The sequence below is a fragment of the Parafrankia sp. FMc2 genome (assembly GCF_041008525.1).
GTDB lineage: Bacteria > Actinomycetota > Actinomycetes > Frankiales > Frankiaceae > Parafrankia.
Genome location: NZ_JBFLUG010000033.1, coordinates 1 through 14,637 on the forward strand (window position 1 = coordinate 1; position 14,637 = coordinate 14,637).

Sequence of the window (14,637 nt, forward strand, 5' to 3'; positions counted from 1 at the left end):
GGGCCGGGGTGGCAGGGGGAGGGGGAGCGCGGGCAGCCCGTCGATACTCTCCCGGTTGAACGGGGCGCGTTCGCAGTAGGCGGCGAACTCCTCCTCGGACCTGCGGTCGAGGTACCGGGTGTGCAGATCGCGCTCCTCCCGGTAGTCCATCAGCGGGACGGCGTAGCCGCAGCTGTCGCTGATCCGCAGCGCCCGCACCACGATGATCGCCCGCAGCCCGCCTGCCTCCGCCTGGCCGCCCGGGAAGCGGTCGAGCAGCTCCGTCCAGCGCGGGTCGTCGCGGAAGACCGCCTCACCCGCCCCGTGCACACGGACGATCTTCGGTGGTCCGTCGAAGGCGCACCACATGAGGGTGATCCGCCCGTTCTCGCGCAGGTGCGCGATGGTCTCCGCGTGGCTGCCGCCGAAGTCGAGGTAGGCCAAGGTCCGCTCGTCGAGCACGGTGAGCGACCCGTCCCGTCCCTTCGGCGAGACGTTGATCCGGCCGTCGCCCGCCAGCGGCGCGGACGCGACGAAGAACATCTTCTGCGCCTCGATGAACGCGCGCAGCCGGCCGTCGATGCACTCATGGACCTGTCCCATGAGGGAAGTATGAGCCCGCGATCGGCTGCGCCCGAGGCGATCCAGAGGTGATCCGGACGTGATCTGGAAGTGATCCGAGGTGATACGCGGGTAGCCGGCCGGTCACCGCGTATCTAGCTGTGGAGGCGCCGCCCCCGTGGTCGTTCCGCGGCGGGCGGGTCCGTCGAGTGACCCTGTCCGACCCACGACGATCCGGTGGTGACCGTGTTCCCGTCCGACACACAGGCACAGGATGCTGGCCGTCGGCGGAGCTGGTGCCGGTGAGGCCACTGCGGGCCGGTGACCCGCTCGTCGTCGGCCCGTACCGGCTGGCGGCCCGTCTCGGCAGCGGCGGGATGGGCGTCGTCTACCTGGGAGTCGACTCCGGCGGCCGGCAGGGCGCCGTGAAGGTGCTGCGGGACGAGTTCCTGGACGACGAGGGGTTCCGCCGCCGGTTCACCCGCGAGGCCGCCGCGATCGCGGCGATCGACAGCCCGCGGGTCGCCCGTCTGCTCGCCGCCGAGCCCGACGGCGACCCGCCGTGGATCGCCACCGAGTACGTGCACGGCCCGACCCTGCTGCGCGCCGTCGCCGACGACGGGCCGACGTCGCCGGACGCCCTGCGCACGCTGGCGACCGGTCTCGCCGAGGCGCTGCGTGCGATCCACGCCGCCGACGTCGTGCACCGAGACCTCAAGCCCAGCAACGTCATCCTCGCCGGCGACGGCCCGAAGGTCATCGACTTCGGCATCGCCGCCGGCCTGCCCGGGACGATGACGGCGTCCGGCGTGGTGCTGGGCAGTGTCGGCTACATGGCCCCGGAACTGATCTCGGGCGACGTCCGCCCGGGCCCCGCGGCGGACGTCTACTGCTGGGCGCTGACGGTCGCGTACGCCGCGTCCGGCCGCGCCCCGTTCGGCGACGGCCCGCTGCAGGCCCTCGTTCTGCGCACGGTCCGCGGCGACGCGGACATCGACGGCGTCCCGCCCGACCTGCGCCCCGCGGTCACCACGGCGCTGCGGACGAGCCCGGAGCGCCGGCCCGACGCGGCGGCCCTCCTGCACTGGCTGGCCTCCGGTACCGCTCCCGACGGTCTCGACCTGGAGGCCGACCCCGACCCCGGCCTGGACGTGGGCGCCGACGTGGGTGTCGACCTGGACGCCGACCCGGTGGGCAGCGTGCCCGCGCCGGCTGGTGCGGGCGTCGGCCGGGTGCGGTCGGGCAGTGCCCGCCGCCGCGAGCCCGCCCTGGAGTTCCTGGACGTGGTCGCCGCCACCCGCACGGCCACGGCCGCCCCGGCCACCCCGGGCGAAACGGATGCCCCCGCACCGTCGCTGTCCTCCCGGCGGCGCCGCTCCGCGGTGGTGGGACGCCGGCTGGTCCCGGCGGCCGGAGTCGTCGCGATCGTCGCCGCCGCGGCCGGGATGGGTGTCGGCGGCCCGGGTGACGTCCTCGGGGACGCCCTCGGAATGGCGCGTTCCGGTCCCGCCGCGGGCCCTGACGACCTGTGGCAGGACGTCGCTGACGGGGCCGCTGCCGCCATGACGCCGCCCGCCGACCGCGGCGACCGTGGGCGTAGCGGCGTGGAGATCCCTCCACAGCTTCCCCCGACGCCCGAGCAGCTGACGGCCCCGGCGGAGCAGCCGGTCACCGCCACGGCTCCCGCCGCTCCCGCGCCCCGGCACCGCCCCGTGCGCCTTGCCCGTAACAGCACCGGCCCAGGCCTCGACGTGGATCTGCCCCGGGTCGAGATCGGCGAGATCCTCGCCGGGTGGCGCCCGGCGCTCCCTGACCTCCAGGTCGACCTGGACGACCTGGACGACCTGGACGTCCTCGGCGGAGCCGGTGGGTGGGGGGAGTCCGGTGCGGGGGAGCGGACCTGCCCGCTTGACCGCACCGCGCTGCGGGCCATCGCCGCCCGCGCCGGGCAGGCCCCGCCCGCCGGCCGCTCCGCGCGCGCCGCCGGCTGCACGGCGGCAACGGTGGCCGTCGTCGAGGCGCCGACGATGCCGCTGCCGAACCTCCGGGCGGCCGTGGGGGCGGGGCGTCCGCTGGCCGCGTTCTCGAACCCGCCCGCCGTCCCGGTGCTCGGCGACCTCGCCGGGGCGCGGCCCGTGACGCTGCCGGACCTGTCCCGGCGGCGCGGGCGCTAGCGCCCAGGCGGCGCGGGCGCCAGTGTCCGCCAGTCCCGCTCGGGTGCGGCCGGTCGCAGGGGTCGCGCGGGCTACGCCCGGGACCGCGGGGCGGCGGCGCTCCGGCCACGATCCAGCGCCGCGGGATCCGCCGGGCTCAGGGCAGCCGCACCGCGACCCGGAGCAGGCGGGTCACCTGGGTGGCGCCGAAGTTGTCGTCGCTGAGCACGGTGACGACGGTCCTGCCACGCGTGGGCCCCCGAGGATCGACGGCGAGGGCCTCGTAGTTGTCCATCAGCGGGTTGATCTGGGTGCCGGGGTTCGTGGCATGCAGGGTGGGACAGGTTGTGAGGTCGGCGACGAGCCGCTTGCCCACCAGGGCGCGCGCCGGGAGCACCGAGAGGTTGGGCACGGCGGAGACGTCCGCGCCGCGACCGGCGGCCGGTACCGCGTACAGGGCGATCCGGTTGCCCAGGCCGGCGGTGAACGAGGCCTCCAGGACGAGGAGCTTCCCATCACCGTAGGCGGCGACCTCGGAGATGCGCTGTCCGGGCTCGACCAGGTAGCCGAGCTGCCTGACCAGCTCGTACCGACCGGTGACGCTGAGCCGGTACACCAGGATCCGCCGCGTCCGGGCCTCACCGGCCGCGGGAGCGTCACCGGCGAGGGCGCCTTCCATCGCTGCGTAGATGAAACGCCCCGACGGGGAGACGGCGAGCCCTTCGAGCGTGGCGTTGTCCGTGGACTCTCCCGCCGGAGCCACGCGGAAACGGTCCGGTACTGGCAGGGCCGTCTGCTCGGTCCCGGTCCGGTCGAAGATCCTGATGGACGGTTCGCGCTCCGAGCTGACGACATATCGCCCGTCGGGCAGCACGGCGAGACCCTCACCGTCGAAGTTCGTACCGTCGTACGGGGCGCCCGTGGATGTCCGGAGCTGGAGGCTGCCCACGATCCTCGGCCTGGCCGGGTCGGAGAGGAACCAGATCCGTGCGGGCAGGGTTCCGGTGCGGTCGACGATCGCCGCGTAGGCGTGCCGTCGGGCGTCGTAGGCCAGCGCGGAGAGACCGCCGACCGTTTCGCCGTCCACGACGGCCTTGTCCAAGGCGTCACTGAACCCGAGCGCGAGGCCGCCCGGAGGGCAGTCCATCGTTGGCCCGTCCGCCGCGATCGCCGGGCGCCCGCCATCCGGGTGGGGCTGGTCGGACAGGGCGGATGCTGCGCCGGCGGCGGTGCTGGGCGTCACGACGGCGAGACCTGCCAGGACGGCGGCGGCAACGCCGGCCCGGCGGCGAGCAGACCTGGTCCCGGTCCCTGTGGACCTGGCGGGCGCCGTCGCACGGGTGGGGAGATGGGCCATCAGTCCTCCTCCGGATCGATTCCACCCTGCCGAACCCGTGGAACCCCAACAGAGCCCGCCGGTGTCCGTCGCGGGTCCACTCCATGAACGCAATCAACGGTCCGGGGCAGCTTCACCCGCCGGCCGCCGGCCGGCCCGTAGACGCCGGTGGTGTACCGGAACGAGTCGCGGGGCCGGTCGCGCTTCTTGAACCGGGGGAACCCGACCCGGCGGCCCGGGAATTGGTCGGCGCCTCGCCATCAGCACAGACGTCTCGGTCATCAGCACAGACGTCTCGTCAGGCCGCATGCGGCGGAGTTGTTCCAGGGTAATGGTGCCCGCCGACCGCGGTGTTGACTGAACGTATACGACCCTTGACGCTCGTCGAGCGCTGCTCTAGCTTGTGTGGCGATATCCCTGTGATTGACGTCGGTGTTTGGTCGTTTCGCGCGATTCCAGTCTTTTCTCCGTTCAATCCCTCGTCACCTTCCAGACATCCGGCGTGGTGAGAAGTTCTCCCTCCGGGGAGAAGAGGATTCCGATTTCGGAGGTTTCTGTTGTCTGTGTCGAAATCTGCGGCCCGGTGGACGGCCTTCGCGTTCGCGGCCGCGATCGCCGTCGTCACCATTGCGCCGGCGTCCGCGCAGGCGGGGCCCGGCCCCGTGCGAGGCGCGTTCATTCTCACCGTCTCGGCGGGAGAGAAGCCCTACCGGGGCAAGCCGGTTGTTCTGACCTGCCCGCCGAACGCCGCGACGACCCATCCGAACCCGGTGCGGGCCTGCGCGGCCCTCGCGAAGGCGGGCGGCGACTTCGACAAACTCCCGGTAGATCCCGCCGTGCTCTGTCCGTTCGTCTACGACCCGGTCACGGCGACGGCCGACGGCCGCTGGGGAACGAAGACCGTCCACTGGACGAAGACCTTCGGTAACAGCTGCCTGCTGTACGCGGAGACCAACCCGGTCTTCTGACGGCAACCGGCCCCGGTGTGACTGGCACCGGTGGTTCCCCGCGGGCCGTGGCTGGCGGCTGCTCGGCCGTCAGACGCGACTGGTCTCGGCGAAGCCCGCGAGCTGGGCCGTCACCGCACCCCACCCGGCCTGGAAGCCGAGGTCCTCGTGCCGGGCGCGGGCGGCCGGGTCGCCGTGGCGCACGACGACCCGGTAGTCGGTGCCGTCAGGGTGGTCGCGGAACGTGATCTCGGCGGTCATCGACACCGGCTCGGGGGCCGCGGGGCGCCAGGCACTGTCGAGCGCGTTCGTGAAGACGATGCGTTCGAGGTCGTCGACGACCAGGAAACAGGCGTCCAGGTGGGGGCTGAACGCGGTGCCGTCGTCGCTGAGACGGGTGACGAACGCTCCGCCGGGTCGCATCTCGAGCCGGTCGACGCGGCACTGTGTGGGAGCCGGCAGCCACCACTGTTCGAGGCTGGCCGGGTCGGTCCATGCCCTCCAGACGACGGCGCGCGGTGCCCGGATGAGGCGTTCGAGGCAGAGATCGAGGTCGGCGTTCATTCCTGCTCCTGGGGGGCGGGGGCGGTGGCGAACTGGGCGAGACGGTCGGTGCGGTCTTCCCAGATGCGTCTTTGCTCGGTCAGCCAGCCCTCGAGCGGCGCGAGGCCCGCACGGTTGAGCTCGCAGGTGCGGACCCGCCCGGACTTCGCCGTGCGGATCAGGCCGTTCCTCTCGAGTGTGCGCACGTGCTTCAGGAACGAGGGCAGGGCCATCGGGAAGCCCTCGGCGAGGTCGCTGACGGTGGCCGGCCCGCGGCCGAGCCGGCTGAGTACGGCGCGCCTGGTCGGATCGGCCAGGGCGACGAGCAGCCCGTCGAGCTGCACCGAATACTGTTCCACGAAGCTAAGTATCGTGTGTCCGAACGCTTAGCGCAAGGGCTAAGCGTCGGGTCGCCGCCTGTCCGCCGGTGACCCGACCGGGCGGATGGGCTCCGTCAGGGCAGGCGTACCGCGACCCGGCGCAGGCGGGTGACCTGGGCAGGCAGGCGGGCAGACGGGCAGGCGGGTGGGTGAGGCCGGTGGGTGGGTGAGGCCGGTGGGGTAGCGTCGTCGGCCATGGCCGAGCCCGCTCCGAGTTGTCTGGCTGACGTCGCGGCGGCGTATGACCGCGTGGCCGACGTCTATGCCGAGCTTTTCGCTGACGTTCTCGACCGTCAGCCGCTGGAGCGTGCGCTGCTGGCCGCGTTCGCCGATCTGGTGCGTGACGCTGCCGGGCCGGTGGCGGATCTCGGCTGCGGGCCAGGGTATGCGTCGGCCCACCTGCACGGGCTGGGGCTGGACGTGTTCGGCGTGGACCTGTCGGCGGAGATGGTCGCCCTGGCCCGACGCTCCCACCCGGGGCTGCGGTTCGAGGTGGGCACGCTGACCGGGCTGGACCTGCCGGACTGCGCTCTCGGCGGTGCCCTCTGCCGCTATTCGCTCATCCACATCCCGCCCACCGAGATTCCCGCCGTCCTTGCTGAGATCCACCGCGTTCTGGTGCCCGACGGCCACCTGCTGATCGGCTTTCTGGCCGCGGACGAGCCCACGGCCACGGTGCATGCCTACGACCACCGGGTGGCGCCCGCCTACCGCTGGGCGCCCGGCCATCTCGCCGAGGTGGCGAGGCAGGCGGGGCTTGTCGAGGTCGCCCAGCTGGTGCGAGCCCCGGTGGAGGACGAACGGGGACGGCAGGCCCAGCTTCTGGCCCGCCGCTCCTGAGACCCGGGGCGGGAGGCATCGCAGCTGCCAGTGTCGGCCTCCGCCAGTCCGTAGGCAGGTAGGAAGACATTCCGATCGAGGCCGTGTGAGGCCGCTGCTTACACCGATGACATGGACGAGGAGGACGAGCGCCTGACCTGGCTCTTCTCGGCGCTGTGCACCGTCTCGTTCCCGGTCGAGGTGTGGCGGCAGGCGCGGGTGCCTGACTCGGGGCCCTCCGCGATCGACGCCGTGGTCGAACCCGCGATCTAGCGCCCGTCTCGCCCGTCCCGCCTGGATCGGATCGGCCCCGCGGGGGCCCGGCTGGGCCGATCCGTCAGCGCCTGCCTGGCGCCCGCTCGGGCCGCGGCTCGACGCCGGCGAGGAACAGCTCGACCGCGTGCTCGATGTGACGCTGCTCGACGTCGGTGTCGCGCCGCAGGTCGAAGACGGCGAGCATGGATGGAAAACCCGCGACCATCGCGAGGAACTGCTCGGCGGCGAGCTCCGGGTCATCCACGACGATGGTGCCGGCCCGCGCGTGCCGCTCCAGGAGCTCGATGACCGAACGCAGCCGCGGCGACCAGGCCATCGAGTGAGCGGCGTGCGCGAACTCGGGGAAGCGGCGCGCCTCGCTCATGGCCATCCGGATCAGCTGCGCGATCGAGGGATCCACAGCCCGGGCGACCGCCGCCTGGGCGATCATCATGAGCTCACCACGGAGGTCGCCCTCGGGCACCGCCACGAGCGGCGGATCCCACTGCAGCGACGACATCGCCCAGGGAAGAATTTTTGTGAACAGCGCGTGCTTGTCCGGGTACTTTGCGTAGAGCGTGCGCTTGGTGATGTTCGCGGCCCGCGCGATCTCCTCCATGGACGCGGCTTCGAAGCCGCGGTCACAGAAGACCTCGAAGGCGGCCTGACGCAGCCGTTGTTCGAGTTCGGCCGACCCGGTCCGGGTCGGCCGGCCGGTGCGCGCGGGGTGCGTCATGGTCCTCGATTCTCGCACCGGCCGAATCCGCCCGCGCCGGAGCCCGCGCACCGCTGTGCCGGCGCTCGGCTCCGGCGTGCGGGCGGCCTGAACCCTCTTCTGATCATTGACTAAAAGTATACGTTATCGTATACTTCACTGTATTCCAGGTGACTACCTCATCAGTATGCAGTGCACATCACGTTGACCGCCCCCGAAAGGATTGCCATGGTCGAAAGCCCCACCGAGAAGGTGGTCGTGGTCACCGGATCGGCATCCGGTATCGGGCTGGGAATCGCACAGCGCCTGGCCCTCGACGGCATCGCGGTCGGTCTTTTCGATCTCGATGCGGTCGCAGCCGAGTCGGCCGCCGCGAAGATCCGCAGCGATGGCGGTGCGGCGATGGCGGTCGGTGTCGATGTCGCCTCCCGTGATCAGATCGACGTGGGCCTTCGGCGGGTGCGCGAGGCCTTCGGCCCGATCACGGTTCTGGTCAACAATGCCGGGAAGGAGGGCTTCCGCCGGTTCCTCGACATCTCGCCCGAGTCGTGGAACGAGCTGCTCGCCATCAATCTCACCGGTACGTTCCACTGCTGCCAGCTCGTGCTTCCCGACATGATCGAGGCGGGCTGGGGGCGGATCGTGAACATCTCGTCGTCCAGCACGCACAGCGGGCAGCCGTACATGGCGCACTACGTCTCCTCCAAGTCCGGTATGGTCGGCCTGACCAAGTCGCTGGCACTCGAGTTCGGCCCCGCGGGGATCACTGTCAACACCATTCCGCCGGGCTTCATCGACACCCCGATGACCCGTCGCAACGAGGGCAAGGGGCGGTTCGGTCCCGGCGGCATGGACGAAGCGATCTCCCGGACTCCGGCCGGGCGCGCAGGCCGGCCGGAGGACATCGCCGCGGCCTGCTCGTTCCTCGTCTCCGACGAGGCCGGTTACGTGACAGGCCAGATCATCGGCGTGAACGGCGGCCGGAACACCTGACCGGCCTGGCCGCGCAGGCGACGCCTCGGTCGTCCGGCAGCTCGACCAGCGTCCGCACGACGACCAGCGCACGCACGATGACGACGTCACCACCGACCGGAGGCCCGGGTGTCCGACACACTCGATCAGATCGACTTCTCCGCCGCCGACCTCGCGTTCGGCCGGGGCATGCCGCTGCGGATGCGGAGTCGCGGAGATGTCTGAGCAACGTCCGCCGCGGGCGGCGGTCCCGGCGGAGACCACCGCGGTCGGCTTCATCGGTCTCGGCAGCATGGGCAGCGTCCTCGCCCGCAACCTGGTCGAGGCAGGTCACGCGGTCGTCTGCCACGACATCGCCGGAGCCGAGCGCGCACCGGCTGGTGCGACCTTCGTGGAATCGGTGGGCGCCGTCGCCGCCGCGAGTACCACGGTTGTCCTGAGCCTTCCGGACGGCCTCGCGTCGGCACAGGTGGTCGGCGAGATCGTCGGCACCGTGTCGCGGACGGCCCTGACGGTCGTGGAGACCTCGACGATCGGCGTCGTCCACGCGCGGAACAACGCGGCACTCCTCGAGACCGCCGGCATGAGCCTCGTCGACGCGCCGGTCTCCGGCGGGGTCGCGGGCGCCCGGGCCAGGACTCTCACGGTGATGTACTCGGGCGACGAGACCAGCTGCGCTCGGGCCATGCCCGTGCTGGCGGGTCTTTCCGACCGTCGTATCCGGGTCGGTGACCGGCCTGGCCTGGCCCAGGCGATGAAGCTCGCGAACAACTACCTCTCCGCCACCGCGCTCGCCGCGACGAGCGAGGCGATCGCCTTCGGAACGGCGGCGGGTCTGTCGATGACAACGATGCTCGACGTGCTGAACACCTCCAGTGGGCAGAACTCCGCGACCAGCGACAAGTTCCCCAACCACGTTCTGACCGGCCGTTACGCTGCCGGCTTCGCCAACAGCCTGATGGCCAAGGACGTCGGGCTCTACCTCGACGAGGTCGCCGCCGCGGGCGGATCCGACGAGGTCGGGCGCCCCGTGGCCGCCCTGTGGCGGAGGTTCGCCGACCAGCGGCCGGGAGCCGACTTCACCGCGATCTACCCGTTCGTCGGCCCTGAGGACACAGCCGCCGGCTGATGGCCGAGGAAGACTTCGCGTCGGCGGCAGGACTCGCGGCGGCAGGGTTCGTTGGCGGCAGGGTTCGTCAGCGGCGGAGCCAGCTGTGCATGGTTCGGAGAAAGGCGCCGGGGTACTCGTCGGGGAGGCCGGTGAGGCGGTTCAGCTCGGTCAGGGTCTCGTCGGGGATCGCGATGGTCAGGGCGGCGAGGTTGTCCTCGAGCTGGGTCATGGTGCGGGCACCGATGATGGTGGAGGTGACCGGGCGCGTGCGCTGCCAGGCGAGAGCAAGCTGGGCCGGGGTGCAGCCGAGTTCGGTGGCGGCTTCTGCCACGGCGGCGGCGATGGCGAAGCCACGGTCGTTCTTGACCAGCACGTCGAGTTCGCCCTCGCGCTGGCCGAGCCGGGTGCCTTCCGGCTTTGCCTCGGCCGAGATCTTCCCCGTGAGCATGCCGGCCGCGAGCGGGCTCCACGCGATGAAGCCCAGGCCCTCCTCCTCGAGCAGCGGCAGATGCTCACGTTCCAGCGTGCGCACGATCAGGTTGTACTGGCCCTGCAGTGAGACGAAACGTTCCCTGCCGCGGGCGTCACTGATGGCGAGTGCCTTCATGAGCCGGTAGGCATGGAAGTTGGACGCGCCGATGTAGCGGACCTTGCCCTCGCGAACCAGGTCGTCGAGAGTGTCGAGAGTTTCGGTGATCGGAGTGGTCGGGTCGTCGAAGTGGACCTGGTAGAGGTCGAGATAGTCGGTCTGCAGCCGGCGCAGGCTGTTCTCGCAGGCCCTGCGAAGGTGGAGGCGGCCGGTGCCCTTGTCGTGCGGGCCATGACCGACGGGAAGCCCGGCCTTGGTCGCGACGACCACGCGGTGGCGGCGCCCCTTCAGAGCTCGGCCGACGATCTCCTCGGAGCTGCCGTAGACGTCCGCGGTGTCGAGGAAGTTACCGCCCGCGTCGAGGTAACGGTGAACCAGCGCGATCGAGGTCTCCTCGTCGCAACCCCAGTCCTTCATGCCGAATGTCATCGTGCCGAGGGCGAACCGGGAGACATACAGGCCGCTGCGCCCGAGCTGGCACAGCTCGATTCTCGTCGGTCGCGGCCTGGCCCCTGCCGGGGCTGTCATCTCCGTCGTGCGCGGCTCGGTCATGCTCTTCGTCCTCCGCGTGCTGAGAGGTGGTGCGTGCCTGGGGGCCGGGACCTGCGGTAGGTGTCAGACCCTTCCACGAACATTGATCCGCGAGCATTGACCATAAGTATACGCAAAAGTATATTTCGAGACGGATGACCTGTCCACCGAGCGAGACCGACAGACCGCACCCGCAGTCAGCCGAGGAGCGACTCATGCCCGTCACCACACACCCGATCAGTCCCGAGGTGGGTTTAGAAATCACCGGCCTGACCGGCCGCCAGCTGGCGGATCCGGCCATGGCCGCGGACACGAGGAAGTATCTCGACCAGTACGGCGTCGTCGTCTACCGCGAGGCGCACATCGATGACGCGGACCTGGTCGCCGTGAGCCGGCTTCTGGGCGAGGTGGTGGTCGCCCCCATGGGCGGGGAGAAGGACCATCCCGAGGTCTCCGCGATCTCCCTCGATCCGTCACAGAGCGCGCTGGCCGCCTACCGGGCGGGCACGTTCTTCTGGCACATCGACGGCGCCAACGACCTCGTCCCGCAGAAGGCGACCCTGCTGACCGCGCTCGAGGTCGCGACCGAGGGCGGCGACACCGAGTTCGCCAACCTCTACGCGGCCTACGAAGGGCTGCCCGCCGAGGAGAAGGCGCGGTACGCCGGGCTTCGCGTGGTGCACAGCTTCGCCGCGACGCAACGGCTGGCGCATCCCGACGCGTCGCCGAGGATGCGAACATCGTGGGGCAAGGTGCCGTCCCGGGAGCATCCGCTGGTGTGGACCCGCAGCAATGGCCGGAGGTCGCTGCTGGTCGGGGCCACCGCGGAACAGGTCGTCGGCCTGTCGGAAGCCGAGAGCCGAGAGCTGCTCGACCGCCTGCTCGCCTGGGCGACCCAGCCGCGGTTCTCGCTGCGGCACCACTGGCACCACGGAGACCTGGTTATCTGGGACAACACCGGCATCCTGCACCGGGCCCAGCCCTACACGGCCGAGTCCCGCCGCCTCATGCACCGCACCACCCTGGTCGGCGAGGAGGCGGTGGCCTGAGCCGCGGTCGTCCGGCGGGGTCAATGGGTCGCGCGGAACGCGGTGTCGAGGTCGGTGAGGATGTCCTCGACGCCCTCCAGGCCCACGGAGAGGCGGATCAGGTCGGCGGGGACGCCGCTGGCGACCCGTTCGGCCTCGGTGAGCTGGGCGTGGGTCGTCGACGCGGGGTGGATCGCGAGCGAGCGGACATCCCCGATGTTCGCCAGGTGGCTGTGCAGGCGCAGCGCCTCGATGAAGGCCGGGCCGCGGCGCTCGCCGTCGCGCAGCCCGAAGGCGACCACCGCGCCCGCCCCACGTGGCAGGTACCGTGCAGCGGCGTCGCGCCAGGGGCTGTCGGGCAGGCCGGGGTAGGCGACGCGGGTGACCTCCTCGTGGCCCCGCAGCCAGGTCGCGACGCGCAGCGCATTGGCGCAGTGCCGCTCCATCCGCAGCGACAGTGTCTCCAGGCCCTGCAGCAGCAGGAACGCGTTCATCGGCGACAGCGCCGGGCCCAGGTCACGCAGCAGCCGCGCGCGGGCGCGCAGAATGTACGCGGTCTCCGGGAACTCGTCGAGGAACACCAGGCCGTTGTAGGACGGGTCGGGCCGGGTGAAGCGGGGGTAGCGGCCGTTGCCCCAGTCGAACCGGCCGCCGTCGACGATCACGCCGCCGATGGACGTCCCGTGCCCGCCGATGAACTTCGTGGCCGAGTGCACGACGATGTCGGCCCCGTGCTCCAGCGGGCGGGTGAGGTAGGGAGAGGGGAGCGTGTTGTCGACGACGAGCGGGATGCCCGCGTCGTGGCTGACCGCGGCGATCCCGGCGATGTCGAGGACGTTGCCGCGCGGGTTGCCGATCGTCTCCCCGTAGAACGCGGCGGTGTTCGGGCGCACCGCCGCCCGCCAGGCGGCCAGGTCGTCGGGGTCGTCGATGAACGTCGTCTCGATGCCGAGGTCGGCGAGGGTGTGGCGGAACAGGGCGTAGGTGCCGCCGTACAGCGAGGCGGACGAGACGAGGTGGTCGCCGGCCGAGGCGATGTTGAGCAGGGCCAGGGTCTGCGCGGCCTGCCCGCTGGCCGTCGCGAGCGCCGCGACGCCGCCTTCCAGGTCGGCGATGCGCTGTTCGAGTGCGTCCTGGGTCGGGTTCACGACCCGGGTGTAGGTGAAGCCGGTCTCGGTCAGGGCGAACAGCCCGGCGGCCTGCTCGGCGTCGGCGAAGACGAACGAGGCGCTCTGGTAGATCGGGACGGCGCGCGCGCCGGTCGTCGGATCGGGCTGCGCGCCGGCGTGGATCTGGCGGGTCTCGAACGACCATGACGAGACGGCGGGCCCGCGCTGCGCGGGTGTGACGCCCGGGAGCGTTGCGGGCCGCCCGGCGGGTGGCACGGGGGGCGGTTCGGTGGCCCGGTCGGTCGGATCCGCGGTCCGGTCGGTCGGGTGCGCGGCTCGGGGCGCCGACGGGTTCGCGCCGGGCGGCCCGGTGGGCGTGGTGGCGGCATCGGTCTGCTCGCTCACCGGACGGTTCCGGTCAGCGGTGCCGGGTCGGCCGCGAGGTCGGAATAGTACCGGCGAGCGACCGCGGGATGGCTGCGCAGCCAGCTTTTCAGCGTGTTCGTCCCGTGCTGCGCGAAGATCGGGTTGTCGGGGTCGGGTGGCTCCTCGGTGTGGGGGAGCTGGGCGCGGAGGTCGGCGGGCAGAGGCACGGGTTCGAGGGTCGCTGACAGGCCCGGTCCGTAGAAGAACGCCACGGACACGCGTTCGTGGCCTTTCGGTGGGCTCACCACCCGGTGCACGGTCGCCCGGTAGTAGCGCTGGGTGGCCAACTCGAACATCTCGCCGATGTTCACCACGAACGCGCCCGCGCGTGGCACCGCGTCGATCCAGCCACCGCGACCGTCAGCGACCTGCAGCGCGGGCGGCTGGGCCGGCGGCGCGGCCGGTCGGTCGGGCTCTGTCTGCTCGTCCTGCTCGTCCTGCTCGTCCCGTGGCCGGAGGCCGTCCTGCAGAACGAGGCTGAGGAACCCGCCGTCCTTGTGCGGGCCGACACCCTGGTCGTAGCCGTCGGTGAAGCCGGCGGGCGCGGCGAGGTAGCGGAGCAGCTTGACGTGGGAGCGGGGATCGGCGGCGAACGTCGGGTCCAGCTGCCCGGGCGGCAGCCCGAGGGACTCCGCCAGCGCCCGGACCACGACCCGCGCCAGCCGGCCCAGCGCGGCCATGTACTCCAGGACGGTCTCCCGCAGCTGCGGGAGGCGTGCCGGCCACTGGTTCGGCCCGTCCAGCCGCAGGTACGGCGGGTCACCGGGAGCGGGAACCCGGGCGGGCCGCTCGTCACCGATGTCGATCTGCTCGCGGACGTCCGGGCTGCCCCGGGTGATCTCGTGACCGAGGCGGGTGTAGCCGCGGAAGTGCGGCGAGTGGATGTTCTCGATCTCCAGCTTCACCGCGGTCGGCAGACGGAAGAACTCGCGGCTCACGGCGAGTACTCCCTCGGTGAGCCGTGCCGGGACGCCGTGGCCGGTGAGCTGGAAGAAGCCCGGGTCGCGGCAGGCCGCGCGCAGCGCCGCGAGGAAGTCGGCGCGGTCGGCGGGGGCGCTGGGTGCGCCGTACGAGCGCAGGTCGAGCACCGGCAGCGCCGCGGCGCTCGGTCGGCCCGGGCCGGGGGAGACGGGCACGCGGCCTTCCCTCCTGGTGGCGACAGGACGTGTCCGTGGGACCTTAC

15 protein-coding genes are annotated in these 14,637 nt (G+C 71.8%); 7 read left to right on the forward strand and 8 right to left on the reverse strand.

Annotated features, from left to right (window positions below):
- A partial coding sequence (locus AB1460_RS13980; RefSeq protein ID WP_368961616.1) for a pyridoxamine 5'-phosphate oxidase family protein occupies window positions 1-582 on the reverse strand: 582 nt, incomplete at its 3' end.
- 260 nt (window positions 583-842) lie between these two features.
- On the opposite strand from AB1460_RS13980, the gene AB1460_RS13985 reads away from it, so the two are divergent.
- Window positions 843-2,714: a protein kinase domain-containing protein gene (locus AB1460_RS13985; protein ID WP_368961617.1), complete on the forward strand. Its 1,872-nt coding sequence runs from the start codon at window positions 843-845 to the stop codon at window positions 2,712-2,714.
- Window positions 2,715-2,850: 136 nt separating this feature from the next.
- On the opposite strand, the gene AB1460_RS13990 is transcribed toward AB1460_RS13985, so the two are convergent.
- Entirely contained in the window at window positions 2,851-4,050 is a 1,200-nt protein-coding gene (locus AB1460_RS13990) for an esterase-like activity of phytase family protein (RefSeq protein ID WP_368961618.1), read from the reverse strand.
- Window positions 4,051-4,592: 542 nt separating this feature from the next.
- Here AB1460_RS13990 and AB1460_RS13995 point away from each other — a divergent pair.
- Window positions 4,593-4,997 carry an SSI family serine proteinase inhibitor gene (locus AB1460_RS13995; protein WP_368961619.1) on the forward strand — a complete coding sequence of 135 codons (405 nt, stop codon included), beginning with the start codon at window positions 4,593-4,595 and terminating at the stop codon, window positions 4,995-4,997.
- A 69-nt stretch (window positions 4,998-5,066) separates the two neighbouring features.
- Here the strand turns inward: AB1460_RS13995 and AB1460_RS14000 are convergent, their stop codons facing one another.
- Together AB1460_RS14000 and AB1460_RS14005 are read right to left on the reverse strand one after the other, a co-directional pair.
- Entirely contained in the window at window positions 5,067-5,540 is a 474-nt protein-coding gene (locus AB1460_RS14000; RefSeq protein WP_368961621.1) for an SRPBCC domain-containing protein, read from the reverse strand.
- Window positions 5,537-5,878: an ArsR/SmtB family transcription factor gene (locus AB1460_RS14005; protein ID WP_368961622.1), complete on the reverse strand. Its 342-nt coding sequence runs from the start codon at window positions 5,876-5,878 to the stop codon at window positions 5,537-5,539. Before AB1460_RS14005 ends, AB1460_RS14000 begins: the two co-directional genes overlap by 4 nt.
- A gap of 216 nt (window positions 5,879-6,094) precedes the next feature.
- Between AB1460_RS14005 and AB1460_RS14010 the strand changes: the two genes are divergently transcribed.
- Both AB1460_RS14010 and AB1460_RS14015 read left to right on the forward strand, forming a co-directional pair.
- Window positions 6,095-6,739 (forward strand): class I SAM-dependent DNA methyltransferase, encoded by a 645-nt coding sequence (locus tag AB1460_RS14010; protein ID WP_368961624.1) that lies wholly within the window; start codon window positions 6,095-6,097, stop codon window positions 6,737-6,739.
- Between the two features lie 111 nt (window positions 6,740-6,850).
- Window positions 6,851-6,991, forward strand: a complete 141-nt coding sequence (locus tag AB1460_RS14015) for a hypothetical protein (RefSeq protein ID WP_368961625.1) — start codon at window positions 6,851-6,853, stop codon at window positions 6,989-6,991.
- Window positions 6,992-7,055: 64 nt separating this feature from the next.
- Here the strand turns inward: AB1460_RS14015 and AB1460_RS14020 are convergent, their stop codons facing one another.
- Window positions 7,056-7,709: a TetR/AcrR family transcriptional regulator gene (locus AB1460_RS14020; protein WP_368961626.1), complete on the reverse strand. Its 654-nt coding sequence runs from the start codon at window positions 7,707-7,709 to the stop codon at window positions 7,056-7,058.
- 207 nt (window positions 7,710-7,916) lie between these two features.
- Here AB1460_RS14020 and AB1460_RS14025 point away from each other — a divergent pair, with 207 nt between their 5' ends.
- Window positions 7,917-8,681, forward strand: coding sequence for an SDR family NAD(P)-dependent oxidoreductase (locus AB1460_RS14025; RefSeq protein WP_368961627.1), 765 nt, complete (start codon window positions 7,917-7,919; stop codon window positions 8,679-8,681).
- A gap of 196 nt (window positions 8,682-8,877) precedes the next feature.
- Entirely contained in the window at window positions 8,878-9,789 is a 912-nt protein-coding gene (locus tag AB1460_RS14030; RefSeq protein WP_368961628.1) for an NAD(P)-dependent oxidoreductase, read from the forward strand.
- Window positions 9,790-9,856: 67 nt separating this feature from the next.
- On the opposite strand, the gene AB1460_RS14035 is transcribed toward AB1460_RS14030, so the two are convergent.
- The gene (locus AB1460_RS14035) at window positions 9,857-10,912 is read right to left on the reverse strand and encodes an aldo/keto reductase (RefSeq protein ID WP_368961630.1); all 1,056 of its coding nucleotides are present in this window, start codon (window positions 10,910-10,912) and stop codon (window positions 9,857-9,859) included.
- A gap of 194 nt (window positions 10,913-11,106) precedes the next feature.
- Between AB1460_RS14035 and AB1460_RS14040 the strand changes: the two genes are divergently transcribed.
- On the forward strand, window positions 11,107-11,940 hold the full coding sequence (locus AB1460_RS14040) for a TauD/TfdA dioxygenase family protein (protein WP_368961631.1): 834 nt from the start codon (window positions 11,107-11,109) through the stop codon (window positions 11,938-11,940).
- 20 nt (window positions 11,941-11,960) lie between these two features.
- Here the strand turns inward: AB1460_RS14040 and AB1460_RS14045 are convergent, their stop codons facing one another.
- Together AB1460_RS14045 and AB1460_RS14050 are read right to left on the reverse strand one after the other, a co-directional pair.
- Window positions 11,961-13,433 carry a bifunctional o-acetylhomoserine/o-acetylserine sulfhydrylase gene (locus tag AB1460_RS14045; RefSeq protein ID WP_368961632.1) on the reverse strand — a complete coding sequence of 491 codons (1,473 nt, stop codon included), beginning with the start codon at window positions 13,431-13,433 and terminating at the stop codon, window positions 11,961-11,963.
- Window positions 13,430-14,590 carry an isopenicillin N synthase family dioxygenase gene (locus AB1460_RS14050; RefSeq protein WP_368961634.1) on the reverse strand — a complete coding sequence of 387 codons (1,161 nt, stop codon included), beginning with the start codon at window positions 14,588-14,590 and terminating at the stop codon, window positions 13,430-13,432. Before AB1460_RS14050 ends, AB1460_RS14045 begins: the two co-directional genes overlap by 4 nt.
- Window positions 14,591-14,637: the final 47 nt, after the last annotated feature.